The sequence below is a fragment of the Pseudooceanicola aquaeponti genome (assembly GCF_050897975.1).
GTDB lineage: Bacteria > Pseudomonadota > Alphaproteobacteria > Rhodobacterales > Rhodobacteraceae > Pseudooceanicola.
Map to the genome: position 1 here is coordinate 107,722 of NZ_JBPAXY010000001.1, position 24,888 is coordinate 132,609.

Annotated in this window: 22 protein-coding genes and 1 riboswitch; of the genes, 3 read left to right on the forward strand and 19 right to left on the reverse strand. The window is 67.5% G+C overall.

From position 1 onward, the window contains the following. Positions 1-150: 150 nt before the first annotated feature. Positions 151-915 (forward strand): IclR family transcriptional regulator, encoded by a 765-nt coding sequence (locus tag ACRARE_RS00580; protein ID WP_432654463.1) that lies wholly within the window; start codon positions 151-153, stop codon positions 913-915. 112 nt (positions 916-1,027) lie between these two features. On the opposite strand, the gene ACRARE_RS00585 is transcribed toward ACRARE_RS00580, so the two are convergent. From ACRARE_RS00585 to glyS, 3 genes are all read right to left on the reverse strand, one after another. Further along, the gene (locus ACRARE_RS00585; protein ID WP_432654464.1) at positions 1,028-1,669 is read right to left on the reverse strand and encodes a cell wall hydrolase; all 642 of its coding nucleotides are present in this window, start codon (positions 1,667-1,669) and stop codon (positions 1,028-1,030) included. 157 nt (positions 1,670-1,826) lie between these two features. Beyond that, a complete protein-coding gene (locus tag ACRARE_RS00590) occupies positions 1,827-4,391 on the reverse strand; it encodes a putative PEP-binding protein (protein WP_432654465.1) in 2,565 nt (854 codons plus the stop codon). A 267-nt stretch (positions 4,392-4,658) separates the two neighbouring features. Next, complete coding sequence (gene glyS, locus ACRARE_RS00595; RefSeq protein ID WP_432654466.1) at positions 4,659-6,929, reverse strand: glycine--tRNA ligase subunit beta; 2,271 nt, start codon at positions 6,927-6,929, stop codon at positions 4,659-4,661. Positions 6,930-7,273: 344 nt separating this feature from the next. Between glyS and ACRARE_RS00600 the strand changes: the two genes are divergently transcribed. After that, the gene (locus ACRARE_RS00600; protein ID WP_432654467.1) at positions 7,274-7,816 is read left to right on the forward strand and encodes an outer membrane protein; all 543 of its coding nucleotides are present in this window, start codon (positions 7,274-7,276) and stop codon (positions 7,814-7,816) included. A 96-nt stretch (positions 7,817-7,912) separates the two neighbouring features. Here ACRARE_RS00600 and ACRARE_RS00605 read toward each other — a convergent pair whose 3' ends face one another. Beyond that, positions 7,913-8,425, reverse strand: a complete 513-nt coding sequence (locus ACRARE_RS00605) for a DUF6446 family protein (RefSeq protein WP_432654468.1) — start codon at positions 8,423-8,425, stop codon at positions 7,913-7,915. Between the two features lie 7 nt (positions 8,426-8,432). Next, positions 8,433-9,377 carry a glycine--tRNA ligase subunit alpha gene (locus ACRARE_RS00610; protein WP_432654469.1) on the reverse strand — a complete coding sequence of 315 codons (945 nt, stop codon included), beginning with the start codon at positions 9,375-9,377 and terminating at the stop codon, positions 8,433-8,435. Positions 9,378-9,703: 326 nt separating this feature from the next. Between ACRARE_RS00610 and ACRARE_RS00615 the strand changes: the two genes are divergently transcribed. Next, positions 9,704-11,479 carry a serine protease gene (locus ACRARE_RS00615; protein ID WP_432654470.1) on the forward strand — a complete coding sequence of 592 codons (1,776 nt, stop codon included), beginning with the start codon at positions 9,704-9,706 and terminating at the stop codon, positions 11,477-11,479. Positions 11,480-11,634: 155 nt separating this feature from the next. On the opposite strand, the gene cysG is transcribed toward ACRARE_RS00615, so the two are convergent. The 14 genes from cysG to metZ form a co-directional block, all read right to left on the reverse strand. Further along, the gene (gene cysG, locus ACRARE_RS00620) at positions 11,635-13,020 is read right to left on the reverse strand and encodes a siroheme synthase CysG (protein WP_432654471.1); all 1,386 of its coding nucleotides are present in this window, start codon (positions 13,018-13,020) and stop codon (positions 11,635-11,637) included. Positions 13,021-13,233: 213 nt separating this feature from the next. Next, entirely contained in the window at positions 13,234-14,682 is a 1,449-nt protein-coding gene (locus tag ACRARE_RS00625) for a TrkH family potassium uptake protein (RefSeq protein ID WP_432655042.1), read from the reverse strand. Positions 14,683-14,725: 43 nt separating this feature from the next. Beyond that, complete coding sequence (gene ureG, locus ACRARE_RS00630; protein WP_432654472.1) at positions 14,726-15,352, reverse strand: urease accessory protein UreG; 627 nt, start codon at positions 15,350-15,352, stop codon at positions 14,726-14,728. Between the two features lie 50 nt (positions 15,353-15,402). Next, positions 15,403-16,053: an urease accessory protein UreF gene (locus ACRARE_RS00635; RefSeq protein ID WP_432654473.1), complete on the reverse strand. Its 651-nt coding sequence runs from the start codon at positions 16,051-16,053 to the stop codon at positions 15,403-15,405. Continuing rightward, on the reverse strand, positions 16,037-16,798 hold the full coding sequence (locus ACRARE_RS00640) for an urease accessory protein UreE (RefSeq protein WP_432654474.1): 762 nt from the start codon (positions 16,796-16,798) through the stop codon (positions 16,037-16,039). Before ACRARE_RS00640 ends, ACRARE_RS00635 begins: the two co-directional genes overlap by 17 nt. A gap of 141 nt (positions 16,799-16,939) precedes the next feature. Then, positions 16,940-17,164, reverse strand: a complete 225-nt coding sequence (locus ACRARE_RS00645; RefSeq protein WP_432654475.1) for a hypothetical protein — start codon at positions 17,162-17,164, stop codon at positions 16,940-16,942. Positions 17,165-17,449: 285 nt separating this feature from the next. Then, positions 17,450-18,079 carry a hypothetical protein gene (locus tag ACRARE_RS00650; protein ID WP_432654476.1) on the reverse strand — a complete coding sequence of 210 codons (630 nt, stop codon included), beginning with the start codon at positions 18,077-18,079 and terminating at the stop codon, positions 17,450-17,452. Further along, the gene (ureC, locus tag ACRARE_RS00655; protein ID WP_432654477.1) at positions 18,079-19,830 is read right to left on the reverse strand and encodes an urease subunit alpha; all 1,752 of its coding nucleotides are present in this window, start codon (positions 19,828-19,830) and stop codon (positions 18,079-18,081) included. Before ureC ends, ACRARE_RS00650 begins: the two co-directional genes overlap by 1 nt. 31 nt (positions 19,831-19,861) lie before the next feature. After that, on the reverse strand, positions 19,862-20,362 hold the full coding sequence (locus ACRARE_RS00660; RefSeq protein ID WP_432654478.1) for a hypothetical protein: 501 nt from the start codon (positions 20,360-20,362) through the stop codon (positions 19,862-19,864). 91 nt (positions 20,363-20,453) lie between these two features. Continuing rightward, positions 20,454-20,759: an urease subunit beta gene (locus tag ACRARE_RS00665; protein WP_432654479.1), complete on the reverse strand. Its 306-nt coding sequence runs from the start codon at positions 20,757-20,759 to the stop codon at positions 20,454-20,456. Positions 20,760-20,896: 137 nt separating this feature from the next. Beyond that, a complete protein-coding gene (locus ACRARE_RS00670) occupies positions 20,897-21,199 on the reverse strand; it encodes an urease subunit gamma (protein WP_085887409.1) in 303 nt (100 codons plus the stop codon). Between the two features lie 3 nt (positions 21,200-21,202). Then, the gene (locus ACRARE_RS00675) at positions 21,203-21,967 is read right to left on the reverse strand and encodes an urease accessory protein UreD (protein ID WP_511261924.1); all 765 of its coding nucleotides are present in this window, start codon (positions 21,965-21,967) and stop codon (positions 21,203-21,205) included. A 189-nt stretch (positions 21,968-22,156) separates the two neighbouring features. Continuing rightward, positions 22,157-23,245, reverse strand: coding sequence for a GTP cyclohydrolase FolE2 (gene folE2, locus ACRARE_RS00680; RefSeq protein ID WP_432654481.1), 1,089 nt, complete (start codon positions 23,243-23,245; stop codon positions 22,157-22,159). Positions 23,246-23,459: 214 nt separating this feature from the next. Beyond that, entirely contained in the window at positions 23,460-24,641 is a 1,182-nt protein-coding gene (gene metZ, locus ACRARE_RS00685) for an O-succinylhomoserine sulfhydrylase (RefSeq protein WP_432654482.1), read from the reverse strand. 65 nt (positions 24,642-24,706) lie between these two features. Next, a riboswitch (SAM riboswitch) is annotated at positions 24,707-24,784 on the reverse strand. Between the last annotated feature and the right edge of the window lie 104 nt (positions 24,785-24,888).

Sequence of the window (24,888 nt, forward strand, 5' to 3'; positions counted from 1 at the left end):
TTTACAGTTGTTCGATAATATACCACATGGTTGATATACCATTGCCCTGTCAAGCCAGTCAAAGCTTGCGGGCGCCGGTTTCCATGGGCAATAGGGTGGGACAACAGTTTGTGCCCGATCAATGGGCGCCGCAGGACGGGGAGCAGAAAAGTGCAATCGGACATTCCCACCAAGGATATCTCCCTGACCTTCCTGAAGGGCATGACCGTGCTGCGGGCCTTCGACGAATCCCACAGCCAGCTGACCCTGGCCGACATTTCCCGGCTGACCGGGATCGAACGCGCGGCGGTACGCCGGCTGGTTCTGACGTTGGTCCATCTGGGGTATGTGCGCAAGGAGGAGAACCGCTATTCCCTGACGCCGCACGTCCTGGTGCTGGGCTCGGGCTTTCTGCGCGGCAACCAGTTCGGCCGCCAGGTGCAGCCCCTGATGGAGCTTTGCGCGCGGGAGCTGGGCTATAGCGTCAGCCTGGCGATGCGCGACGGGGCTTCGGCGGTCTATGTGGCGCAATCGGCGCAGCAGAACGCGCGCTATACCTTCGGCTTCACCGTGGGCAGCCGCCTGCCCCTCTTGGCCACCGCCATTGGCCGGATGCTGCTGGCCTGGGGGGATGAGGGCTGGGCCGCAGAGATGCTGGAGACCGCGCCGATCGAACGCCACACCCCCGAGACCCTGACCGACCGTGCCCGGATCGCGGCCGAGGTCGCCACGATCCGCACCCGGGGCGCCGCCATCGTCGAGGGAGAGTTCGAAGCGGGCGCCGTCGGCATCGCCGTGCCCGTGGGGGCCATGGGCACCGCCGAGGCCGCCCTGGGCTTTTCCGAACCGATGAGCGCCATTCCCGCCGCCGACTACCCGCGCCTGACCGAGATCCTGCACCGCCACGCGGGCGAGATCGCCAACGCGCTGCGCTAGGCCCGCGCGGATCGCGGGCCGCCGGGGCGGCACATCATCCTGTCAGGAAATGGGGTCTCGACGCGCGCGCGCCCCGGGGCGCGATGCGGAGACGGAGCCGGGACGCCGTGCCTCAGTTCTGGGTCAGGCGGGTCGGCATCCGGTAGAAATGGTGCACACCGATGGTCGCGGTACGGTCGAAGTTGCGCGACCACTTCGGCGAGACATGCAGGGTGTGATAGAAGGTGGCGCCATCGGTCAGGCTGCGCGGCGTGTCGTCCTTCAGCATCAGCGCGGCCACCTTGGCGACCTGGGCATAGGCGGCGGGTTCGTGGATCACTTCCTCGCGGCCATCGCAGGTATAGGTGAACTGGCAGGCGAACTTGCGCCCCGTGCCCTGATGCACCACGCCGCAGACGCTGCCCGGGAAGGTCGGGCTGTCGACCCGGTTCAGGATCACCTCGGCGACGGCGAACTGGCCCTTCACGCTTTCGCCCCGGGCCTCGAAATACAGCGCCTCGGCCAGACACTGAAACTCGGCGCCGCCCTTGCCCGCGGGCTGATGCGACAGCCATTCGCGGGAATACTCCATCCCGGCGACATTGGCCGCGCGGGGGCGTTTCAACAGGGCGGTCAAACGGGTGCCGGGAACGGATTGCAGACCCTGAGCTTCCGCCTTCATCGCCTCGGCCAGGGGATTGTCGGCCCACGCAGGTGCACCGGACGCCAGAACCACCGAAGTGACAGCCATGCTCAGAAAAGTCAGAATCCGCATCGTCGAACCTCATCGCTGCACGCCTAATGGGGCGCACCAAGGGCGGTTCCCTAACGAAAACTTAGGGAACCGTCCACCCCGACGGGGGTTCCCCACCAAATGGTGAGGGGTTCGTTAACGGATTCCATACGCCCGCGAACCTATTAACCGCCTGAGATCAGGAGGTTTTGAAGGCCCGCGGCGGCAGGGTGGGACGAATGCGCGCCTGCGCTGCGGCGAGCCGGGCAATGGGCACCCGGAAGGGCGAACAGGACACATAATCGAAGCCCGCGCTGCGGCAGAAGGCGATTGATTCGGCGTTGCCCCCATGCTCGCCACAGATCGACAGGATCAGGTCGGGCCGCGCCGCGCGCCCCCGTTCTGCCCCGATCATGAGCAGTTCGCCCACCCCGTCGGTGTCGAGCGTATGAAAAGGATCCTCGGGGAAGACACCCTTCTTGACATAGTCGGACATGAACTTGCCCGCGTCGTCGCGCGACAGCCCGTAGGTCATCTGCGTCAGGTCGTTGGTCCCGAAGGACAGGAAGGCCGCATGGGGGGCGATATCCCCCGCCTTCAGCGCCGCGCGTGGCGTCTCGACCATCACCCCCAGGCGATAGGTGAAATCGCGGCCCGTCTCGTTGCGCACGGCGGCAGCCACCGCATCGACCCGGGTCTTGACCATCTCGACCTCGCGCTTGGCGCTGACCAGCGGGATCATGATCTCGGGCACCACCGCGTCCCCCTCGCGCGAGGCCTCGACGGTGGCCTCGAAGATGGCGCGGGCCTGCATCTCGTAGATCTCGGGCATGGTGATCCCAAGGCGCACACCGCGCATCCCCAGCATGGGGTTGTATTCCGACAGCGCCTCGACCCGGCGGGTGACGTCCGACAGGGGCAGCGACAGGGCCTCGGCCAGTTCGCGCAGACCGGCGCGGTCCGAGGGCAGGAATTCGTGCAGCGGCGGATCGAAGAGGCGGATGCAGACCGGCTTGCCCTGCATGATGCGGAACAACTCGGTGAAATCGGCGCGCTGCATCGGCAGCAGCCGGTCCAGCGCCGCGCGGCGGTCAGCGGGGGCGTCGGCAAAGATCATCTCGCGCATCACCGTCAGGCGGCCCGCGTCGAAGAACATATGCTCGGTCCGGCACAGCCCGATCCCCTGAGCGTCGAAACGGCGCGCCACCTCGGCGTCGGCGGGGGTGTCGGCATTGGCGCGAATGCCGATGTCGCAATATTCCCACGCCCAGGCCATCATCGCCTGGAAGGCCTCGTCATGGGCCGCCTCGATCAGCGGCGCGGCGCCGGCCAGGATGTCGCCCGAGGATCCATCGACGGTGATGATATCGCCGGCCTTCAGCACCCGCCCGTCGGGGGTGTGCAGACGTTCCTTCTTCACGTCAAAGGACAGGTCGGAACAGCCCACCACGCAGGGCAGGCCCAGGCCGCGCCCGATGACGGCGGCGTGGGACGTCATGCCGCCCCGCTCGGTCACCACCGCCACGGCGGCGTGCATCCCGCGAATGTCCTCGGGCCCGGTCTCGCGCCGGATCAGGATCGTCGCCTCGCCGCGCGCCTTGCCCGCCTGGGCGGCGGCGGCGGTAAAGACCAGCTTGCCGGTGGCCGCGCCCGGCGAGGCGGCAATGCCGGTGGCCAGCACGTCGCGCGGCGCCTCGGGGTCGATCTGATGGTGCAACATCTCGTTCAGGGCGCGGCTTTCCACCCGGCACAGGGCCTCGTCGCGGGGGATCACCCCGTCCTGGGCCAGGGCCACAGCAATACGCAGCGCGGCACGCGGGCTGCGGCTGACCCGCAGGGCGTCCAGGACATGGACATTGCCGTTCTCGATGGTGAATTCGGCCTGCATCTCTTCGCGCAGGCGATAGCGCATCAGCTGGCAATATTCGACCAGCCGGTCGTAGGCCTCGGGCGCCAGTTCCTGCAAGGACGGCCCCCGGTCGTCGCGCGCCAGATAAAGCGCGCGCGAGCCCTCGCGCAGGGCCTCGCGGTGCTGCGACTGCGACAGATAGCGCCCGGTGATGCGCGGCTTGCCCGAGCTGGAGGACACCAGCTGCATCACGCCAGAGCCGCATTCGCCGTCCTTGCCCAGCCCCAGGGCCATTTCCTGCACCACCAGCCCCAGCCCGGCATCGGCCGGCGCGCCCTTGGCCTGGCGCAACAGCCGCGCGGTCGTGCCGCGCCAGGCGCGCGCCATGGATTTCAGCACGGCGGCCAGCTGCACACCCGGGTCCTGGGGGAATTCCTCTTCCGTCTCTTCACGATAGGCGCGCAGCGACAGGGCCAGCGCCTCGGGGCCCGAGGGGGGCAGATCCTCGAAGATGTCCGGGTCCAGCCGCTCCACATGCACCGAATAGGTGCGCACGAAGCTCTTGTAGAGCGCGGTGGCGGCCTCTTCCCCGATCCGCGCCGACAGACGCGCATGGGTGGCGTCGTTCATGCCGATGTTCAGCACCGCCGAGGGCCCGCCCCAGTCGGGATCCTCCGACGAGGGGCGCACGCAAAGCAGGGGATCCTCGCCGAAGGGCGCCAGCAGTTCGGCCATGGGCGGCAGGCGGCCCTCGGCGATGTCGTTGACGGCCCGGAAGGACAGGGCGACGGTCTGCGGCACGGGCAGCGACAGGCGCACCAGGCGTTGCAGGCATTTCGCCCGGCCGCCATGGGTCTTTGTCGCCACCGGCGCGGTTTCGGTGATGCGCGTGATATGCGGGTCGATGTCGTCCACCGCTCTCTCCCCCGTCAGGTGGCCGAAGCATAGCGGTGGCGGGATCTGGGGCAAGCGGTTTCGCGGATGCAGCAAGGGGCGGCGCGGCTGTCGAGGCCGGGGGGCCAGCCCCCCGGACCCCCCGGGATATTTTTGGCAATGAGAAAGCAGGGCCGCGCGCCCCGGACCGCCGGGCGCGCCCCTGCCCCGCCCAGCTTATCCGACAGCCAGAAATACTCCCGCCGGAGGCTTCGCCCCCGGGCAGCGGCGGCGAAAGGGAGCCGACGATCAGGCCTCGATGCGGGTCAGGTCGGCGACCTTCAGCACGGTCGAGCGGATGGTCGACAGGAGGTTCAGACGGTTGCGGCGCACCACCTCGTTGTCGGTATTGACCTGCACCGCCTCGAAGAAGGCGTCGATGGGGGCGCGCAGGGTGGCCAGCGTTTCCATCGCGGCAACGAAATCCTCGGCCTCGGTGGCGGCGTCCAGGGCGGGCTTGGCGGCCTCGAGCGCCTCGAAGAGGGCGGTTTCCTCGGCGGCTTCGGCGAACTTGGGATCGGCGCCGAATTCATAGGCCACGCCGTCCTTTTCCTCGGCCTGGGTCAGGATGTTGTTGGCCCGTTTGAAGCCCTGCACCAGGTTCTCGCCGTCCTCGGTGGCCAGCACGGCCTGCAAGGCGCGGGCCCGGGCCACCAGCGAGACCAGGTCGTCGTTGCCCGCCATGGCGAGGCAGGCGTCGATCACGTCGTGGCGGATGCCCTCGTCGCGCAGGTGCACCTTGAGGCGGTCGTGGAAGAAGGAGAGGAGGTCGGCGGTTATCGCAGAGAGCCCTGGAATTCGAACACTACCTTGATCGTCCCAAGATAGTTCTCCCGCCACAGCCGCAGCCTCAATTGTGCCAAAGGATAGAGGAGCCTCCGCAACACCGCCATCACCATCAAATACGTTCATCGCAGGCTCCCAACGCGTGTTGCCTGCTAGATCATCCTCCAACCTATAGATTTTCCATTTTGTCCCCCAGTCCTGGAATTTAGCAAGAATCTGATCCTTCAAGACCGCGTTGAGAGATACGCTCGATTGGTGCTGCAGCAGGATGCGGATCACCCCAAGCGCCGCACGGCGCAGGGCAAAGGGATCCTTGGACCCCGTGGGCTTCTCGTCGATGGCCCAGAAGCCGGTCAGCGTGTCCAGCTTGTCGGCCAGGGCCACGGTGGCGGAAACCGGCGCGACAGGCACGTCGTCGGTGGGGCCGAGGGGCGAGTAATGTTCCTGACAGGCGGCGGCGACCTCGGGGGCGAAGCCCGCGGCCTCGGCGTAGTAGCGGCCCATCAGGCCCTGAAGTTCGGGGAATTCGTAGACCATCTCGGAGGACAGATCGGCCTTGGCGATGCGCGCGGCCTCTTCGGCCAGCGCCGCCTCGGCGCCAAGCGCCGGGGCCAGCTGGGCGGCCAGCGCCGCGATGCGGTCGATCCGTTCGGCCTGGCTGCCCAGTTTGGCGTGGAAGGTCACATGGGCCAGGTGATCGCGCCAGGGCTGCATCTTGGCGTCCTTGGCGATGCGCAGGTCGTTGTCCCAGAAGAAGCGCGCGTCCGACAGGCGCGCCGAAAGCACCTTTTGGTTGCCCGCCAGGATCGTGGCGCCATTGTCCGCCGTCTCGCGGTTGGCGACGGTGACGAAACGTTCGATGCGGCCGGTCTTGGGGTTCTTCACCGAGAAGAACTTCTGGTGTTCCTTCATCGAGGTTTGCAGCACCTCGGCGGGCAGATGCAGGAAGTCGGCGCCGATCTCGCCCATCAGGACCACGGGCCATTCGACCAGCCCCGCGACCTCGGCCAGAAGGCCCTTGTCCTCGACCAGTTCCAGCCCGGCGGCGAAGGCCTGGTTGGAGGCCTCTTGCCAGATGGCATCGGCGCGCTCGGTGGCGTCCAGCAGCACGAAGCGGCGTTTCAGCTCCGCCTGATAGTCCTCGAAGCTGCGCACCTTGAAGCGGCCCGGCGCCATGAAACGGTGGCCCTCGGTGGTGTCGCAGGCCTTGATGCCGTCGATCTCCAGGGGCACGACGCGCGCGCCTTCCTCATCGCTGAGCAGGCAGAGGATGGAATGCAGCGGGCGCACCCAGCGCAAGGAGCCCGCGCCCCAGCGCATGGACTTGGGCCAGGGGAAAGTGCGGATGATCTTTTCCAGCTCTTCCGCCACGATCTCGGCCGCCGGGCGGCCCGGCTTTTCGATCACGGCGTAGAAGACGCGGCCCTTTTTCTCGTCGCGCTCTTCCAGCTGGTCGCGGGACAGGCCCGCGCCGCGCAGGAAGCCCTCGATCGCCTTTTCCGGCGCATCGACGCGGGGGCCCTTGCGTTCCTCGCGCACCAGCGGGCTTTCGGCCAGCAGGCCATGCACCGTCAGGCACAGGCGGCGCGGGGTGTGAAAGGCGGCGGCACCGGCATAGGTCAGACCGGCCTCGACCAGCGCATCGGTCATGCGTTTCTTCAGGTCCTCCGCGGCGCGCGCCTGCATCCGCGCGGGAATTTCCTCGGAAAAGAGTTCGATCAGGAGATCGGGCATGTCGGGTCCATCCGGTGCTTGGCGCGCGGCCCCGGACGGGCGCGCACAAGGGTTGCCGGGAGGGAATAGCGAAGGGGGCGCCGGGCGTCCAGAGGGCGGCGAAAATCGGCAGGTCGCAAGTGGCTTTACCTGTCGGTCGGCGCCGCACCGCCACAGCTTGCGCAAGTTTCAGCCGCGCCCGGGCGCGTTCGCTTGCCAAGCGCGACTTTCTCCTCCAGCACCGGTATGGTGAATGCAAGGCGGATCGCGTCGGACAGGACGGATCTGCCACGGGACCAGAGGGTCCCAAGGGGCCATGCCCCGGTCGGAACACCGGACCGGGGCGAGACGAGAAGGGAACCAAGATGTCCACTATGAAACCCACCGCCTGGGTCGCGGCCCTGGCACTGGCCGCCGCCGCCGCACCCGCGATGGCCCAGGAAATCGCCCAACGCCCGCTGTCCTTTGCCCAAAGCGGCACGGACTGGTCCGGCGCCTATGCCGGCCTCAGCCTGGGCGGCGACCACCTGGAGCTGTCGCCGAACGAAAAGGACGGCACGGTGGTTGGCCTGCACGGCGGCTATGACGTCGATTTCGGCGCCTACGTGCTGGGCGGCGAGGTCGAATACATGCGCAGCGACATCTGGTCGAACCGCGCCGCCGACACGATCCGCATGAAGGGCCGCGCGGGCTATGACATGGGCCCCGCCCTGGTCTACGGGGTGCTGGGCGGTACGGTGCTGAACAGCCAGCTGGGCTACAACGTCGGCCTGGGTGCGGAATACATGCTGACCCAGGGCGTCAGCCTGGGGGCGGAATATGTCTATGAGTCGATTTCCGACTACGACGACACCAACCGCGATCTGGATCACTCCAGCCTGGCCGCACGTCTGAACTACCGCTTCTGATCGGCGCCCCCCGGCGCGCGACAGGCCTGAAGGAAAACCGCCCCGGCAGAGCGATCTGCCGGGGCGGTTTTGCTATCGGAGAGGGGGCGACGGGTTCTAGCGCGGCGGGCAGGCCTCGCCCACGGGATTGCCGAACTTGTCGATCTCGCCGCAGTTGTTCAGCTGGTGCCAGACCCAGCCGTGCCCCTCTTGGTCCAGCGCAACGATGCGGTCGACGCCGTAGTGCACGTTCTTGATCGACAGATAGGCGGTGGCGCGGCCCTCGTCCAAGAGGGTCGCGATCCGGCCCGCGTCGAAGCAATCGAACCAGCGCGGGCCTTGCAGCGGCTCGGCGGCCGGATAGGGCACCGCCGCGCCCGGGGCCAGCGGCGCGGCCGAGGCATCAAGGAAACAGGCGCGGTAGCGGATCGGCGAGCTGTCGGCGTCGATGGCGCGGAATTCCGTATGCGGCAGGGCGATCAGCCCGCCCTCGGGCGTGGTCAGCTGCACATCCTCGGGGCCGGTCGCGGCGACCTCCTCGTAGAAGGCGTAGACCTGGAGGTAGTAAAGCGCGCCACCGGCCACCACGGCGGTGATCAGCAGCGCGACGATCAGGATGCGGCCCAGCATGGCGCGCTCAGGCCGCGGTCTCGGGGGTCCAGCCGCCCGCTTCGGTCTGCACAAAGGCATCGGCGCATTTCTTCGCCAGGGCGCGGACGCGGCCGATATAGGCCTGACGCTCGGTGACCGAGATCACGCCGCGCGCATCCAGCAGGTTGAAGAGGTGCGAGGCCTTGATGCACTGGTCATAGGCGGGGTGAGCCATGACGATGCGCTTGCCGGTTTTCGGATCGTCATACTCTTGCGCCAGGATCGCTTCGCATTCCGCCTCGGCCTCTTCGAAATGCTTCAGCAGCACCTCGGTATTGGCCACGTCGAAGTTCCAGCGCGAATATTCCTCTTCCGTCTGGCGGAAGACATCGCCGTATTTCAGGCCGATCGGCGCCTGGGGGTCGTTGTAGGGCATGTCCATCACATGGTCGATGCCCAGCACATACATGGCCAGACGCTCCAGCCCGTAGGTCAGTTCGCCCGAGACGGGGTGGCAGTCATGGCCGCCGACCTGCTGGAAATAGGTGAACTGGCTGACTTCCATGCCGTCGCACCAGACCTCCCAGCCCAGGCCCCAGGCGCCCAGGGTGGGGCTTTCCCAGTCGTCCTCGACAAAGCGGATGTCGTGCAGCTCCATGTCGATCCCGATCGCCTGGAGCGAGCCCAGGTAGAGATCCTGAAGGTCCGGCGGCGAGGGTTTGATCAGCACCTGGTACTGGTAGTAGTGCTGAAGCCGGTTCGGGTTCTCGCCGTAGCGGCCATCGGTGGGGCGGCGCGAGGGCTGCACATAGGCGGCGGCCCAGGGTTTCGAGCCCAGCGACCGCAGCGTGGTGGCCGGGTGGAAGGTGCCTGCGCCCACTTCCATGTCATAGGGTTGCATCACCGCGCAGCCCTTCGAGGCCCAATAGGCCTGAAGCCGCAGGATGATCTCCTGGAAGGAGCGGGGTTTCTCGATCCGGGTCTCGGACATGGGGGCATCCCTTTCACGCAAGGCCCCGGTCCTGTCGCCCCCAAGGGGCCCGTCCGGGGTCAGGGGCCTGATTACGGGCGGGGCGCCGAAGGGTCAATGGGGCAGGCCCGGCCCGAAGGGCGCAGCGTGCTGCGGCGCGGGGCCGCCTGCCCGGTCCGTTTGCGCGCCCTGCCCCGCCTGCCCGCCTCCGGTGGTCCCGCACGGCCCCTCTGTTGCAAAGGGGACCCCGCCCGCGCCGGGGTTGGTTCGAAAACGTCAAAAAGCTTGCATTTCCACGTGTTCAGGCGGCTAGAAGGGGCAAAGACACTTCGCCAAGAGGCCTTTTCATGATCCGTTCCCTGTTCGCGGTGCTGGCCGCACTCTTTCTTTCCCTCGGCGCCCTGACGCCCCTGCCCGCCACCGCCCAGGCCACCGATGGCCAGGTCTATGTGCAAATCGAAGCACAGCCCAGCGCGGCAGAGGCCCAGCGCGCCATCGCCTATTACGAAGATTTCCTGTCGGACGTGAACGGCTTCTCGCTGGGCAACGGTTATTTCGCCGTGGCGCTTGGCCCCTATAGCCGCACCGACGCGGGCGAGGTGCTGCGGGTGCTGCGCGCCGAGGGCCGTATTCCGCGCGACAGCTACATCGCCTTCCCCAGCTGGTTTGCCGAGCAGATCTATCCCCCCGCCGATGGCCGCCCCGCCGCTGCCCCGTCCGAGCCTGCCGCAGGCACCGAGGCACAGCCCGAAGCCCAGGCCGAAGCGCAACCCGCCCTGCCCGTCCTGCCCGACGAAAGCCCCGCCGAGGCGCGGCGCAGCGAGGCCCTGTTGACCCGGGCCGAGCGCGACCAGCTGCAAATCGCCCTGGACTGGGCCGGCGTCTATAACGGCGCCATCGACGGCGCCTTCGGGCGCGGCACCCGCGGCGCCATGGCCGCCTGGCAGCAGAACAACGGCCATGAGGCCACCGGCATCCTGACCACCGCCCAGCGGGCCGAGCTGATCGGCCAGTACAACGCCGTGCTGGACGGTCTGGGCCTGGCGATGCAGGCCGACACCCGCGCCGGGATCCGCATGGAAATGCCCCTGGGCGCGCTCAGCTTCGACCGCTACCAGGCGCCCTTTGCCTTCTACACGCCCACCGGCGACCTGGACGCCCAGCTGATCCTGATCAGCCAGGAAGGCGACCAGGACACGCTCTTTGGCCTCTACGACATCCTGCAAACCCTGCAAATCCTGCCCGAGGACGGCCCGCGTGAGCGTGGCGCCCAAGGGTTCACCATCGAGGGGCGCAATGCCAACCGCGTGACCTATGCCGAGGCCTCGCTGGAGGGCGGCGCGATCAAGGGCTTTATCCTGGCCTGGCCCGCAGGTGACGAGGAACGCCGCACCCGCCTGCTGGAGACGATGCGCGCCAGCTTCGAGCGGATGCCGGGCGTGCTGCCCCATGATGCGGGCGCGGGCGCCGAGCAAAGCGTCGATCTGGTCTCGGGGCTGGAGATCCGCAAGCCGATCAAGGGCCGCTCGGGCGTCTATGTGGGCGCCGATGGCGCGGTGCTGACGCTGATGTCGGCGCTGGAGGGCTGCGGCCGCGTGACCCTGGGCACCGGGCGCGAGGACGGCACCCCCGCCGAGCTGGCCGCCAGCGACGCCGCCACCGGCCTGGCCCTGCTGCGCCCGGTCACCGCGCAGGCCCCCATGGGCGTGGCGGAACTGGCCGCGCTCAGCCCCCGCATCGCCAGCGAGGTGGCGGTGGCAGGCTACAGCTATGAGGGTCTGCTGGGCGCGCCCAGCGTGACCTGGGGCACCCTTGCCGACGTGCGCGGCCTGGGCGGCGAAGAGGGGCTGCTGCGCCTTGACCTTGCCGCTCTGCCCGGCGATGCGGGCGGGCCGGTCTTCGACCGCTCGGGCGCGCTGATCGGCCTGCTGGCCGACCCCGCCGACGGCGCCCGCCAATTGCCCGAGGGCGTCTCTTTCGCCATCGACGCCCCCCGCCTGTCGGAGATGCTGAGCGCCGCAGGCCTTGCGCCCCGCAGCGCCACCGACAGCGCCACCCTGACCCCCGAGGCCCTGACCCGTCAGGCCGAAGAACTCACCGTTCTGGTGCAGTGTTGGGAGTGACCGCTGATCCGCGCCCCGAGGGGCGCGGCAAACGCTCCGGGGGAGCGTTTGAAGCGGTCACGGGCGGAGCCCCGGCACAGTAGCAAAACAAACCAAACGCAAAAGGCGCCCCATGGGGCGCCTTTTCTTTTCCTCCGCTCACCGCTCAGGCCCCTTCACGCCACGCTTTGCGGATAGATCCCCTGCCCCGCCGCCGCCGATTTCAGGTGCCGCACCATCAGGATGGCCGGATTGGCGATGGCCTCGTCGCGGATCACCTGCGGCAGGCTCGCCAGGGTCGCGCGGGCCCGGCGCTCGGCGGCATGGGAGGCCTGCGAGACCACCTCGACCTCGGTCCCCGCCCGCACGCCCGCCGCCATCAGCCCGCCCGCGATTTCGCCCGCCCGGGCGACGCCCATGTAGATGCACAGCGTCGTGCCGGGCCGGGCCAGCGCGGTCCAGTCGGGGGCCGGGTCGCCGGGGCGGCAGGTGCCGGTGACGAAAACGCAGGCGTCGCTTTCGCCGCGCTCGGTCAGGGGTCGGACCAGCGAGGCGGCGGCGGCCGAGGCGGCGGTGACACCGGGCACGATCTCGACCGGCAGACCGGCGGCACGGGCGGCCTCGATCTCTTCGCTGGCGCGGCCAAAGACAGAGGGATCGCCGGATTTCAGCCGCACCACGCGGCGGCCCTTTGCCGCCTCGGCGACGATCACCGCGTCGATCTTCGATTGCGGCCAGGCGCAGGCGCCGACCTCCTTGCCGACGAAGACCCGGTCGGCATCGCGGCGGGCCAGCTCCAGCACCTCAGGGTCGACCAGGCGGTCGTAGAAGATCACATCGGCCTCTTGCAGGTGGCGCACGGCGCGCAGGGTCAGCAGGTCGCGGGCGCCGGGGCCCGCCCCCACCAGGGCGATGCGCCCGCCGCCCTCGGGGGCCTGGCCTGCCGCAATCGCCGCCTTCAGCATGTCGGCGGCGGCGTGTTCGTCGCCCGCGCGATGCTTGGCGAAGGCCGGGCCGGTATAGACCCATTCCCAGAAGCGACGCCGCGCCTCGGGGGCGAAGCGCTCTGCCACCGCGCCGCGCAGCCGCCCCGCCAGGGCGGCGAAGGCGCCCAGGCGCGGGTGCAGCAGGGTTTCGACCTCGGTCTTGATCGCGCGGCCCAGAACCGGCGCCGTGCCCTCGGTGCCGATGGCCACGACAACCGGGTCACGGTCGACGATCGAGGGCGTCCAGGCGTCGCAAAGCTCGGGGCGGTCCACCACGTTGACCACGGCGCCCGCCGCGCGGGCCTGCCGGGCCAGGGCGATGTCCTGCGCCTCGTCCCCGGTGGCAATGAAGGTCAGGGCGCAGTCGGAGAAGGTCTCGGGGCCCGGCGCGGCGACATGCTCGGCCCGGCCCGAGGCCACCAGCCCGGCCAGTTCGGGATCCAGCAGCGGCGCCACCAGCAGGATCCGCGCCTCGGTCTTCAGCACCAGCCGGGCCTTGCGCGCGGCCTCGGCCCCGCCGCCGCAGATCACCACGCGACGGCCGGTCATTTTCAGGAACATGGGAAAGCTTTTCATCGCTCTGCCTCCGATTGGGAAAACGCCAAAGGGTCACCGCCCTGTCCGCAGCTCGGACAGGCAGGCAACCCTGCCAGGGATCCCAATCATCGGGAGAGAGGCGCGACGCCATTGCCGCGCGACCCGCTCAGCATAGCCCAGAAAGGGCCGAGTCGGGCAAGAAAAACGCGCGCGGCGCCCCTTGGGTGCACCGAAATGCCGCCTGCCCGGGCATCAGCCGCGCCAGAAGCGCACCGTCAGCATGGCATAGACCACCATCAGTTCCAGCCGTCCGCAGAGCATCCCCACGATCAGCACCCATTTGGCGGTGTCGTTCAGCGGCCCGAAATTGCCCGCAGGCCCGATGATGTCCCCCAGCCCCGGCCCGATATTGGCCAGCGCCGTGGCCGCCCCGGACAGCGAGGTGATGAAGTCGAGCCCGGTCAGCGCCAGCGCCACCGAGAAGACCCCCACCGAAACGGTGAAGAAGACGAAGAAGGACATGACCGAGGAGAGCACGTCTTCGTCCAGCTTCTTGCCATCATAGCGCAGCGAGAACACGCCGTGGGGCGAGTGGATGCGGCGGATCTGCGCTTTGATCGAGGCCAGCAGGATCTGATAGCGGAAGATCTTCACCGAACAGGCGGTCGAGCCCGCGCAACCGCCGACCAGACCGATGAAGAAGAACATCGTGATCAGGAAGGCGCCCCATTCCATGTAGTCGACCGAGGCATAGCCGGTGCCGGACATGATCGAGACGATGTTGAACAGGCTTTCGCGCACCGCCTGTTCCCAATGGTGCGGGAAGATATGCAGCAGCACGATGGCCGAGACGATCACCAGCACCACGATGGTGCCGATGAACCCATGCACCTGGGTATCGCGGAAAAGGGCGATCCGGTTGCCGTTCAGCATCTGCACATAGCGCACGAAGGGCAGCGCGGCGGCGATCATGAAGAAGGAGGCGGCATATTCCATCGGCCCCTGGAAGGCGCCGAAGGACGCGTCAGAGGTGGAAAAGCCCCCGGTCGACATGGTGGTCAGCGCGTGCACCGTGGCGTTGTAGCTGTCCATTCCCAGCACCAAGTAGGTCAGCATACAAGCCACCGTCAGCCCGACATAGATCACCGAGATCTGCCCGGCGATGGCCGAGGCCTTGGGCAAGATCTTTCCCATGGTCTCGAAGGCCTCAGAGCGGAACATCTGCATCCCGCCGACCCGCAGTTCCGGCAGAAAGACCATGGCCACCACGATGATCCCGATGCCGCCCAGCCATTGCAGGATGCCGCGCCACAGGTTCAGCCCGCGCGGCAGGTCCTGAAGGTTGGAAAAGACGGTGGACCCGGTGGTGGTCATCCCTGACATGGCCTCGAAATAGGCGTCAGTGAAACTGGCCTCGGTGGCGCCCAGCACAAAGGGGATCGCGCCGAAAAGCGGCAGCATCGCCCAGAGGCCCGTCGTCAGGATGAAGGTCTGCTGCAGGGTCAGCCCCTCGCGCGCGCCGTTCTGGCAGGCCAGCGAGGTCAGCCCCCCCACGGTGAAGGTGATCAGGAAGCTTTCGAAGAACACCGGCCAGTGGCCGTTGCCATCGGCGATGTCCATCGCCAGCGGCACCAGCATGGTCAGCCCCAGCACCGCCACCAGCAGGCCGATCACATAGCCAATGGGCCGAAAGTCGATCAGGGTCAGGCTTTGCCCCCGGGGCAGGTCGATCTGGGCCATGGGATCAGGCGGGCACGGCGAGGCCGCCGATCTCTTCCAGCAGGGTCAGCACCTGGTCCAGCCCCTCGCCCGTCTTGAGGTTGGTAAAGACGAAAGGCCGCGTACCGCGCTGCGCCTTGGCGTCGCGCTCCATCACCGACAGGTCGGCGCCCACATAGGGGGCCAGGTCGGTCTTGTTGATCACCAGGATGTCCGAGCGGGTGACGGCAGGGCCGCCCTTGCGCGGGATCTCTTCGCCGGCTGCCACGTCGATCACGTAGATCGTCACATCCGCCAGTTCCGGCGAGAAGGTGGCCGAGAGGTTGTCACCGCCCGATTCGACGAAGACCGCGTCCAGATCGGGGAAGGCCGCATTCAGCTCGTCGATGGCGGCCAGGTTGATCGAGGCATCCTCGCGGATCGCCGTATGGGGGCAGCCCCCCGTTTCGACGCCGCGAATGCGGTCCGAGCTGAGGGCCTGCATCCGCACCAGCGCCTCGGCGTCTTCCTGGGTGTAAATGTCGTTGGTGACCACGGCGATGGACAGATCGTCCCGCAGACGACGGCACAGGGCGGCGGTCAAAGAGGTCTTGCCGGCGCCCACCGGGCCGCCAAGGCCGATCCGCAGGGGGCCGTGAGGAGAGCTGGTCATCGGGATACCTCGTGTCAGGTCGTGGTCGGTCGGGTCGTCAGGTCGTCGCGTCAGGAGCGGAAGAGCCGCGTGGTCAGCCCCTCCTGCCGCATCGCCGCAATGTCGGACATTACAGCACAAGAGCCAAGGGCGTCGAGGTCGCCCGGTGCCGCGTCCGCCGCCAGGGCCTCGCACAGCGGTTCCAGCGCCGACAGGATGCGCTGACCATCGGTCTGGCCCAGGGGCACCAGGCGGATGGCGGCGGAGGTGAGGTTCGACAGAAAGGCCAGCAGATACAGGCGCAGGGTCATCTGCAACGGCAGATCCATCAGCCGCGCCGCCCGGCCCAGCACCACCGGATAGGGCGCGGGGTCCAGGGCGATCCCGTGCACCTGGGCCGTGGTGCGGGCAAAGGCCGCGCCCTGGGCCTCTGTCTCCAGCCGCCGGTTGGCCGAAGGGGCCAGGGCCGAGGCCAGCTCGGCGATCTCGACCAGCCTCTCGGGCGTCTCGGCGTGAAAGGCGGCGGCCAGCAGGATGGCATCGTTGCGCCCTGCCCCATGCAGGGCCACGTCACGCAGCCAGGCGCCGGTCTGCTCGGCATCGCCCAGCCAGCCCGCCGCCACCGCCGCCTCGATCCCGTGGGAATAGGCGAAGGCGCCCACCGGATAGGCGGGCGACAACCAGCGGTGCAGGATCAGCGCCGGATCAGTGGTCGCGGTCATGATCACCCAGGGGGCCATGGCCGGGCGCCCGGGGGCCGCCGTCGCCATCCACATCCTCGGTCAGGGCGCCGAAATCGTCATGCGAGGAATGGTGATGCGTGTGCCCGTGGCCCTTGCGCGCCGTGCGGGCGCCGCGCGCCGTTTCATCCTCGGACTGGACGTCCGGGTCATCATGAGAGGAATGGTGATGGACGTGGCCATGACTGTGGCCATGGTCGTGCGAATGCCCATGGTCATGATCGTGATCGTGATCGTGATCGTGGGAATGGCTATGGCCGTGCCCGTGATCATGGGAATGGGAGTGCCCGTGTTCGCCGTCGTGCAGGGTGGCGCCATGTTCATGGGCATGGGTGCGCCCGTGGCCATAGGCCCCGCCCTCGGGCAGGAAGGGCGCCATCACGGTCTCGACCGTGGCGCCCAGGTGGCGCAGCATCTCGGCGATGACCTTGTCCTGACGAATGAACAGGGCCGAGGCGGTGATCTCGCAGGGGGTATGGCGGTTGCCGATGTGCCAGGCCAGGCGCGGCAGGGCCTCGCCGGTGACCTTCAGCAGCGGCTCGGGCGCGGCACGGATGCCGATCAGACGGTCATCCTCCAGGCGCAGGGCATCGCCCTCGTCCAGCGACAGGGTTTGTGCCAGATCGGCGAGGATACGTTCCCCGCCGTCGGTCACAAGGCCCTTGCGCCGGAAGAAACGCTCTTCGTAGTCGAGCGTCACGAAATCGTCGAAACGGGGCGCGTCCATTTCGCCGGATCTGAGGGCTGTCAGGGCTCTCTTGACTGGGGCACGATCAGGCATGACGCACCTCCGCTACCGGGAACCATTCCCTGACAGCCACTTGGCCCAGGCGGCGCGCCACGGCGCCCCGCATCGGCCAATCGGCGGTCAGACGTAGAACAGGTCGCGGAAGACGAAGGCCGGGATCTCGTCGCGGGTGATGCCCAGCTTGGCCAGTTCGGCGTCGGACTTGGCGCTCAGCGCGGCGATCTGCTCGGAGCGGGTGCGACGCTCCATGTAGGCGACCAGGCCCAGCGAGATGGAGTGGAAGAAGCCCGACAGCTTGGCGGAAATGCCGGCGGGGGCGGAAACGTGGCTGGAAACACTTGCCATTGGGGACCTCGTGAGTGTCTGAAACGTCTGTTGGTTGACACTTACAATAGGTCAGCTCTTGCGCCCTTACCATTTTCATTCCTTCATTACCGTCATGCGTGCGCTGCAACGCAGAAAGCCTTGATTTGAAGGGCCGCGCAGACCCCTCTTGCAGCAGACGCATAGCTTGAGGCCGAGTGACGCTGCGTCGCAGCACGGCCGAAATCACGGGAAAATCCACCCCACCAAGGGGTTAGCCCCGCCTGGCGGGATCTTGTGATCACAAGACTTCTCAACGATCCCCCCTCAGTTGCCCCATTGCGCCAGAAGCGCGGGATAGGTCGTCATGCGCTCGGCGAAATCGACCGACTCGGGGTCCGCCAGATCGCGGTGGACGTCGGGAAAGGCCACGCCCAGCACCGGCACATAGAACATCCCCAGCACCTGGGCGCCATAGGCCGCGCTGCGGGTTTCGATGTCATAGGGGATCACGCCGAAGGTGCAATCGCCGATCTCGCGCTGTTCCTCGCGCCCGAAGGTATAGCTTTGCGTCTCGCTCAGGCTGTCGGTGCCCTGGGCCACCACCGCCTCGACCTGCCAGGACACGCCCTCGCGGGGCTCGGGGAATTCCCCCTGCCCGACCGCGTAGTGATAGGAAATCGTCAGCACCTCGGAGGCGGTGATCGCGGTCAGGGTCTGCGGATAGACCCCCTTCAGCATCAGGAACTGCTTGGTCAGCCCCTGTTCGCCCAGCTCGTAGTACGAGGCCAGATAGGCGGTGGTGCCGAAAGCCACGTTGATACTTTCCTCGCCCGCCACCGTGCTGGAATAGACGATCCCCGCCGAGAGGTCGTCGGCTGTCGGGCAGCGGGCCAGCGCCGCCCCGGCCAGCGCGACCACAGGCAGGGCCAGGCAGATTGCGGCGGCGGGGCGCATCAGAACAGGAAGTAGCGCTGCGCCATCGGCAGCACCTCTGCTGGTTCGCAGGTCAGCAGCTCGCCATCGGCGCGCACCTCGTAGGTCTCGGGGTTCACCTCGACATGGGGCGTGGCCGAGTTGAGCTTCAGATCCTTCTTGCCGATCTGGCGGGTGTTCAGCACCGCGATGGTCTCTTTCTCCAGCCCCAGCTTGCCCGCCAGCCCCTCGGCCTGGGCCGCGGCAGAGATGAAGGTGACGGCGGAATTGGTCACCGCCTTGCCGAAGGCGCCGAACATCGGGCGGGAATAGACCGGCTGCGGCGTCGGGATCGAGGCGTTGGGATCGCCTATCTGCGCCGCCACGATGGACCCGCCGATCAGCACCATCTCGGGCTTCACGCCAAAGAAGGCGGGGTTCCACAGCACCAGATCGGCACGCTTGCCTTCCTCGATGCTGCCCACCTGATGGCTGAGGCCATGGGCGATGGCCGGGTTGATGGTGTATTTGGCGATATAGCGGCGGACGCGGAAGTTGTCGTTGTCGCCCTGTTCCTCGGGCAGCGACCCTCGCTGCTTCTTCATCTTGTCGGCGGTCTGCCAGGTGCGGATCAGCACCTCGCCCACCCGGCCCATGGCCTGGCTGTCGGAGGCAATGATCGAAAAGGCACCCATGTCGTGCAAGATGTCCTCGGCGGCGATGGTCTCGCGCCGGATGCGGCTTTCGGCAAAGGCCACGTCCTCGGGGATCGCCTTGTCCAGGTGGTGACAGACCATGAGCATATCGAGATGCTCATCAATCGTGTTGCGGGTGAAGGGACGCGTGGGGTTGGTGGACGAGGGCAGCACATGCTCTTCGCCGCAGATCTTGATGATGTCGGGGGCATGGCCGCCGCCCGCGCCTTCGGTGTGGAAGGCGTGGATGGTGCGGCCCTTCATCGCCGCCACGGTATTCTCGACAAAGCCCGACTCATTCAGCGTGTCGGTGTGGATCATCACCTGCACGTCGTAATCGTCGGCCACCGACAGGCAGCAGTCGATGGCGGCAGGTGTGGTGCCCCAGTCCTCGTGCAGCTTCAGGCAAGAGGCACCGGCCTTGATCTGTTCCTCAAGGGCTGCGGGCAGGCTGGCGTTGCCCTTGCCCGCGAAGGCCAGGTTCATCGGGAAGGCCTCGGCCGCCTGCAACATCCGCCCCAGGTGCCAGGGCCCCGGGGTCACGGTGGTGGCCAGCGTCCCGTGCGCGGGGCCCGTGCCGCCGCCAATCATCGTGGTCAGGCCGGAATGCAAAGCGTCTTCAATCTGTTGCGGGCAGATGAAGTGGATGTGGCTGTCGATGCCCCCCGCCGTCAGGATGCGCCCCTCGGCGGCGATCGCCTCGGTGCCGGGGCCGACGATGATGTCGACGCCGGGCTGGGTGTCGGGGTTGCCCGCCTTGCCGATCTTGGCGATCCGCCCGTCGCGCAGGCCCACGTCGGCCTTGTAGATCCCCGTCCAGTCGACAATCAGCGCATTGGTGATCACCGTATCCACCGCCCCTTCGGCGCGGGTCGCTTGGCTCTGGCCCATGCCGTCGCGGATCACCTTGCCGCCGCCGAATTTCACCTCTTCACCATAGCGCGGCCCATTGGCCGAGCCGCCGCCCAGGGCGGCGCGTTCGGCGGTCAGGTCGCGCTCGACCTCGATGATCAGATCGGTGTCGGCGAGGCGGACGCGGTCGCCGGTGGTGGGGCCGAACATCGCGGCATAGTCAGCGCGAGAGATTTGGGTGGGCATTCGGGGGCTCCTGAAGGATCTGCGGCGCGACTTAGCTGTCGTCGCTCTTGTTGGACGGGCTGTCGGGCATGGCGGGCGGCGCCGAGGGCTGGCGCGGGCGGCGCGCCTTGGCCTCGGTCGCGGGTTTGGGCGCAGCGGAGTCGGGCGCCTTGGCCAGGGCCGCCGGTTTCGCAGCGGCGGGTTTGGGGGCCGCTTTCGCGGCGGGCTTTGCCTCCACCGCAGGTTTCGGTGCGGCAGCCTTGCGCGCCGCAGGCTTGGCCTCTTTCACCTCGGCGGACGCCGCGGGCTTGGGCGCGGCCTTGCGCGCGGCGGGCTTGCGCCGGGCGGCCGGTTTCGCGCGGGGCGCGCGGGCAGGCGCCGGGGCCGCCTCGGGGGCCGGATGCGGCGAGACATCGGGCAAGGGGTCGTCCAGCATCGCCTTCAGCATCGCCTGGCCAAAACGCATCTGCCATTCGGCCATCCGCGCCGAGCCGAGAACCAGCCCCTGCACGAAACTGGCCTGGCGGATCATGATCTGGGTCGCGTCCATCATTGGGTCTGTCCCTTTCGCGTAGCGTCCACGTCACGTTTCGGCGGTTCTACCCCGCCGACCTGACCTGCTCCCGGTTGGGTCTTGCCGCACGTCAGAGCGCGCCCATGACCTTCTGATTGAAACCGTAAATCGTCCGACCGCCGCCGAAGGGGATCAGCTGGACCTCGCGGCGCTGGCCGGGTTCAAACCGCACGGCGGTTCCCGCCGCGATGTCCAGGCGCAGCCCGTGGGCCGCGGCGCGGTCGAAATCCAGCGCCGGGTTGGCCTCGGCGAAATGATAGTGGCTGCCGACCTGCACCGGGCGGTCGCCGGTATTGGCCACCATCAGCGTCACCGATTGGATCCCGTCGTTCAGCGTCAGCGTGCCCTCTGCGGGCAGCAGTTCACCGGGGATCATCGCCGCGCTTCCCAGGGGGCGCGCTTCGGCTTGTCGACGCGCACCGGGATCGGCACGGGCTGCTGTTTCGGGCCCAGTAGCGCCAGGAGTTTCTCGAGAAAGCTCATTTACTTGCGCTCCTTTCTTAAGGTTGTGCCTTAACGGATCGGATTGTGAACGGTGACCAGCTTGGTCCCGTCCGGGAAGGTGGCCTCGACCTGCACTTCGTGGATCATCGAGGCGACCCCCTCCATGCATTGCTCGGCGGTGATGACCTGGGCGCCGGCCTCCATCATCTCGGCGACGCTGCGCCCGTCGCGGGCGCCTTCGACCACCGCATCGGTGATCAGCGCGATCGCCTCTGGGTGGTTCAGCTTGACGCCGCGCGCCAGCCGCTTGCGCGCCACCTCGGCCGCCATGGCCACCAGAAGTTTGTCTTTTTCACGGGGAGTTAGCTGCATAGTTTAAAGCGTCCACGTCTTGGGAATATCCTGGCCCGAAAGCCGCGTGATGGCCGGGATGAGTCGGCGTCGCAGCTCATACCCATCTTCGGCCAGGATCCGGGCAAAGAGAAGATCTTTGGCAACACAACTTGCCCCGCCCAGCGGGCCCAGCAGATCGCGCAGCGCGGGCAGCAGGCGTTCCGCCCCGGGGGCCGCGAAAAGCAGCGCCGCCATGGCGCGATTGCCGCCTGCGACAGCGGGCCGGGCCAGCTGCGCGTCGATATCACCCTTCAGCCGAAAATTGTCAGCGAAAGTCAATTTACCTGCGCGTCGGACCCGCCAGAGGTCCGATTGAGATCCGGATTTGACAAGTTCGCCCATAGCCAGACGGCCTGAAATCAGCGGCTCGACGGCCAGGAAACGGGCATCTTCGGCCAGATCCACCTCGAACCGGCGGGCCACCCGGGCGCCGTCGAACAGGATCGTTTCCTGCGGCAGCCAGTCCAGCCGGGCGCCCGCACCGACGCGCAGGGCGATCTCCATCCGGCCGGTTTCATCGGGCTGGGCGCGGTAGAACCGTTCGGCGGCCTGCGAGGTCAGCATCAGCTGCGCCCCTTCTTCCGCCTCGGCCTCGATATGAAAGCGGTCGCCGCCGGTCACCCCGCCCGAAGTGTTCAGGAAAACCGCGTTCAGGGTCTGTTGCCGCGAAGCGGGAAACAGCGCCTTGAGGGATCCGGCCTGATGCAACCGCCCGATCCGGGCGCCGGGCCGGGCAGACAGGCGCAAGACCCCGCGCGCGCGGGGTTGTTGCAGCGCCTTCGGGCGCAGGTCCTGAAGCTCGGCGTTGATGGCGTTGTCCCTCCGATCGCTCAGAGAGTAGCAAGCCAGGCGGCGGGTGAAAGGTCAAACGCGCCGCCCGGCCATGCGCTGCCGCATTCAGCGGCAACCCGCCCAGGAAACGGGCAGGTTCGCCCCTTAGCCCGCGTGGTGCAGCGTCGCCAGGAACCGCGGATCCAGGCTGGAGGCGGCGAAGGTCGGCCCCTCGGTCAGGATCGAGACCGCGTCATGCGAATGCAGGCTTTCCTGGTGGCTGGCCGCCACGCGAAAGTCGCCGATCCGCGCATCCCCTTGCAATTCCTCACAGAACAGCCGCGCTGCATCTTCGACGAAGATCGGATTGGCGGCGTTCAGCTCGGCGAAGGCCTGTTCATCCTCGCGTTTGACCATCACCTGGGTTTCGGTCGGCACGGCGACCCGGGCCATGTCGATCAGGTCTTCGAACCACAGGCAGTCACCGGGCAGCACCTGGGCCGAGATCCGCGCGACAGAGCGCTGCGAATGCGGCGTCGCCAGCTGGCCGCGCGCCCGGCGGGCGTGCTCGGACAGCTCCAGCGAGCAGGGGCAGGTCGAGGAATAGACATAGTCCAGATGGATGAAGCGATTGCGGGTGCCGCCCTCGTCCACCACTTCCAGCGCAATGTCGTAATATTGATATCCCGCCAGGCCCGAGCGCAGGCTTTCCCGCTTCACCGGGTAGGAAAAGCGCATCATGATCCGGGCGTCCAGACTCTCAAGGTCCGATTTGTAATCATCCAGCGCCGCCTCGATCACCCCGAAAGAGAAGCGTTTTTCGGCATGGCCATAGAAGCTTCGCATGATCCGGGACATGTTGATGCCCTTCTTGTCGGCCTCCAGGCTGACGGTGCCAGTGACCGAGCTCTCCAGGGTCTGTTCGCCACCGTCGCGGGTGCGGAAACGGATCGGCAGGCGGAAATTCGAGATCCCCACATGCTGGATCGGCGCCCGCGCGCCCCGGATCAGCGAGGCCGGGCCGTTTTGCAGATCGGGCAGCGAGGCGCGATAGGCGGCATCGACGGTGAAATCCGACGGGTAGTCGCGCGACAGCACGGGATAGCCGCCCTGCCCGGGCAGAAGCTGGGCCACGGCCGGGTCCAGCGCGTTGATCTCGGCGTCCGAGGCCGTGGCGACCCAGTTGCGCAGCAGCGCGAGGGCGGCGCGGGCCTCCTCGGTTTCCGGTTTCAGATCATTCGGGTGGATATTCATGCTCCGCCCTCCCTCTACATCGCCCAAACGGGGCGCCTCCTGCCATCCGACGGCGCGCGCCGTCAAATGTATACATAGGCGCTTTTTGCGCGGATTTCCAATCGCACCTTGTTTACGCTGCCATAAGGATATCGGATCACTCAGGCTGGCACGGGACGGAAAACGGCGCTCCGCAGGTTCGGAACGCCGTCAGGGCCGGGTCTGCCGGCCACCCTCAGGCCTGATCGAGGGCCGCCAGCCAGTCGGCCACCAGATCCTCGGCATCTTCCAGCCCGACCGAGATCCGCACCAGGCCGCGGGTGATCCCCAGCTCCTGCCGAGCCTCCTCGCTGAGCGAGGAATGGGTGGTGGTGGCCGGATGGGTCAGGATCGACTTGGCATCGCCCAGGTTGTTCGAGATCACCCCCACCTTGACCGCGTTGAGGAAGCGGAAGGCCGCCTCTTGCCCGCCCGCCAGGTCGATGGCGATCACCGTGCCGCCCTTGCCGGTCTGGCGCTGCACCAGATCGTATTGCGCATGGCTGGCATGGCCCGGATAGATCATCCGCGCCAGTTTCGGGTGCTGATACAGGGCCTCGGCGATCTTCTCGGCGCTGTCGGTCTGGGCCCGCACGCGCAGGTCCATCGTTTCCAGCCCCTTGAGCATCAGCCAGGCATTGAAGGGCGAGATCGAGGCGCCGATATGCTTGGAATAGTTGAAGAAAGCGCCGTTGATGAACTCTTCGCTGCCCAGCACCACACCACCCAGGGCGCGGCCCTGACCGTCGATATGCTTGGTCGCGGAATAGACCACCACATCGGCGCCCAGTTCGAGGGCCTTGGAATAGACCGGGGTGGCGAAGACGTTGTCGCAGACCACCAGGGCGCCGACCGCATGGGCCAGCTCGGACACGGCCTGGATGTCGACCACTTCCAGCGTGGGGTTCGAGGTGGTCTCGAAGAAGACCAGCTTGGTGTCGGGGCGGATCGCCGCCTTCCAGGCGTCCAGGTCGGTGCCGTCGACCAGGGTCACCTCGACCCCGAACTTGCCCAGCACGTTGTTGAGGATGAAGAGGCACGAGCCGAACAGCGCCCGCGCCGCCACCACATGGTCGCCCGCCTGTAGCTGGCTGACCAGGGCGTTGTTCACCGCCGCCATGCCCGAGGCCGTGGCAAAGGCCGCCTCGGCCCCTTCCAGCTGGGCGATGCGGTCTTCGAACATGGCCACGGTCGGGTTGCCGTAGCGGGCATAGATGAACTCGTCCGGGCCGGTTTCCTTGAACCGGGCCTCGGCCTGTTCGGCCGTGTCGTAGACAAAGCCCTGGGTCATGAAGATCGCTTCGGACACTTCATTGTATTGCGACCGGCGGGTGCCGCCATGGACCAGCTTGGTGCGCGGTTTGTACTCTTGCGTCATCTTTCCAACCTCCGGGCCGTGGGGGAACGGCCAACAAAAAACCCCAGACGCGGTCAAGCGAAAGGGGTCTCCTATCCTCGACCTCTTTAGCGGAATGTTTAACGTGGCCCGCAATCCGGTAACAAAGCGCCACGCGCCCGCCTTACGCCGCCGCTCACGCCGGGTCAAGCGCGCGGGGCCCGTCACCGCCCTGTCACGCAGGCTTCACGGCTTTTTCGCACCCCTGCGCTATCGCAGGACCGAGGGT

Bases quoted from the DNA above. Each gene is read 5' to 3' on its own strand.
- ureC (WP_432654477.1), bottom strand. From the start codon at position 19,830: ATGCCCACCCAAATCTCTCGCGCTGACTATGCCGCGATGTTCGGCCCC.
- ACRARE_RS00615 (WP_432654470.1), top strand. From the start codon at position 9,704: ATGATCCGTTCCCTGTTCGCGGTGCTGGCCGCACTCTTTCTTTCCCTC.
- ACRARE_RS00600 (WP_432654467.1), top strand. From the start codon at position 7,274: ATGTCCACTATGAAACCCACCGCCTGGGTCGCGGCCCTGGCACTGGCC.
- ACRARE_RS00585 (WP_432654464.1), bottom strand. From the start codon at position 1,669: ATGCGGATTCTGACTTTTCTGAGCATGGCTGTCACTTCGGTGGTTCTG.
- ACRARE_RS00605 (WP_432654468.1), bottom strand. From the start codon at position 8,425: ATGCTGGGCCGCATCCTGATCGTCGCGCTGCTGATCACCGCCGTGGTG.
- ACRARE_RS00670 (WP_085887409.1), bottom strand. From the start codon at position 21,199: ATGCAGCTAACTCCCCGTGAAAAAGACAAACTTCTGGTGGCCATGGCG.
- ACRARE_RS00665 (WP_432654479.1), bottom strand. From the start codon at position 20,759: ATGATCCCCGGTGAACTGCTGCCCGCAGAGGGCACGCTGACGCTGAAC.
- ACRARE_RS00640 (WP_432654474.1), bottom strand. From the start codon at position 16,798: ATGGACGCGCCCCGTTTCGACGATTTCGTGACGCTCGACTACGAAGAG.
- ACRARE_RS00610 (WP_432654469.1), bottom strand. From the start codon at position 9,377: ATGTCCGAGACCCGGATCGAGAAACCCCGCTCCTTCCAGGAGATCATC.
- cysG (WP_432654471.1), bottom strand. From the start codon at position 13,020: ATGAAAAGCTTTCCCATGTTCCTGAAAATGACCGGCCGTCGCGTGGTG.
- folE2 (WP_432654481.1), bottom strand. From the start codon at position 23,245: ATGAATATCCACCCGAATGATCTGAAACCGGAAACCGAGGAGGCCCGC.
- ureG (WP_432654472.1), bottom strand. From the start codon at position 15,352: ATGACCAGCTCTCCTCACGGCCCCCTGCGGATCGGCCTTGGCGGCCCG.
- ACRARE_RS00660 (WP_432654478.1), bottom strand. From the start codon at position 20,362: ATGATGGACGCGACCCAGATCATGATCCGCCAGGCCAGTTTCGTGCAG.
- ACRARE_RS00635 (WP_432654473.1), bottom strand. From the start codon at position 16,053: ATGACCGCGACCACTGATCCGGCGCTGATCCTGCACCGCTGGTTGTCG.
- glyS (WP_432654466.1), bottom strand. From the start codon at position 6,929: ATGCCCGATCTCCTGATCGAACTCTTTTCCGAGGAAATTCCCGCGCGG.
- ACRARE_RS00650 (WP_432654476.1), bottom strand. From the start codon at position 18,079: ATGCGCCCCGCCGCCGCAATCTGCCTGGCCCTGCCTGTGGTCGCGCTG.
- metZ (WP_432654482.1), bottom strand. From the start codon at position 24,641: ATGACGCAAGAGTACAAACCGCGCACCAAGCTGGTCCATGGCGGCACC.
- ACRARE_RS00645 (WP_432654475.1), bottom strand. From the start codon at position 17,164: ATGGCAAGTGTTTCCAGCCACGTTTCCGCCCCCGCCGGCATTTCCGCC.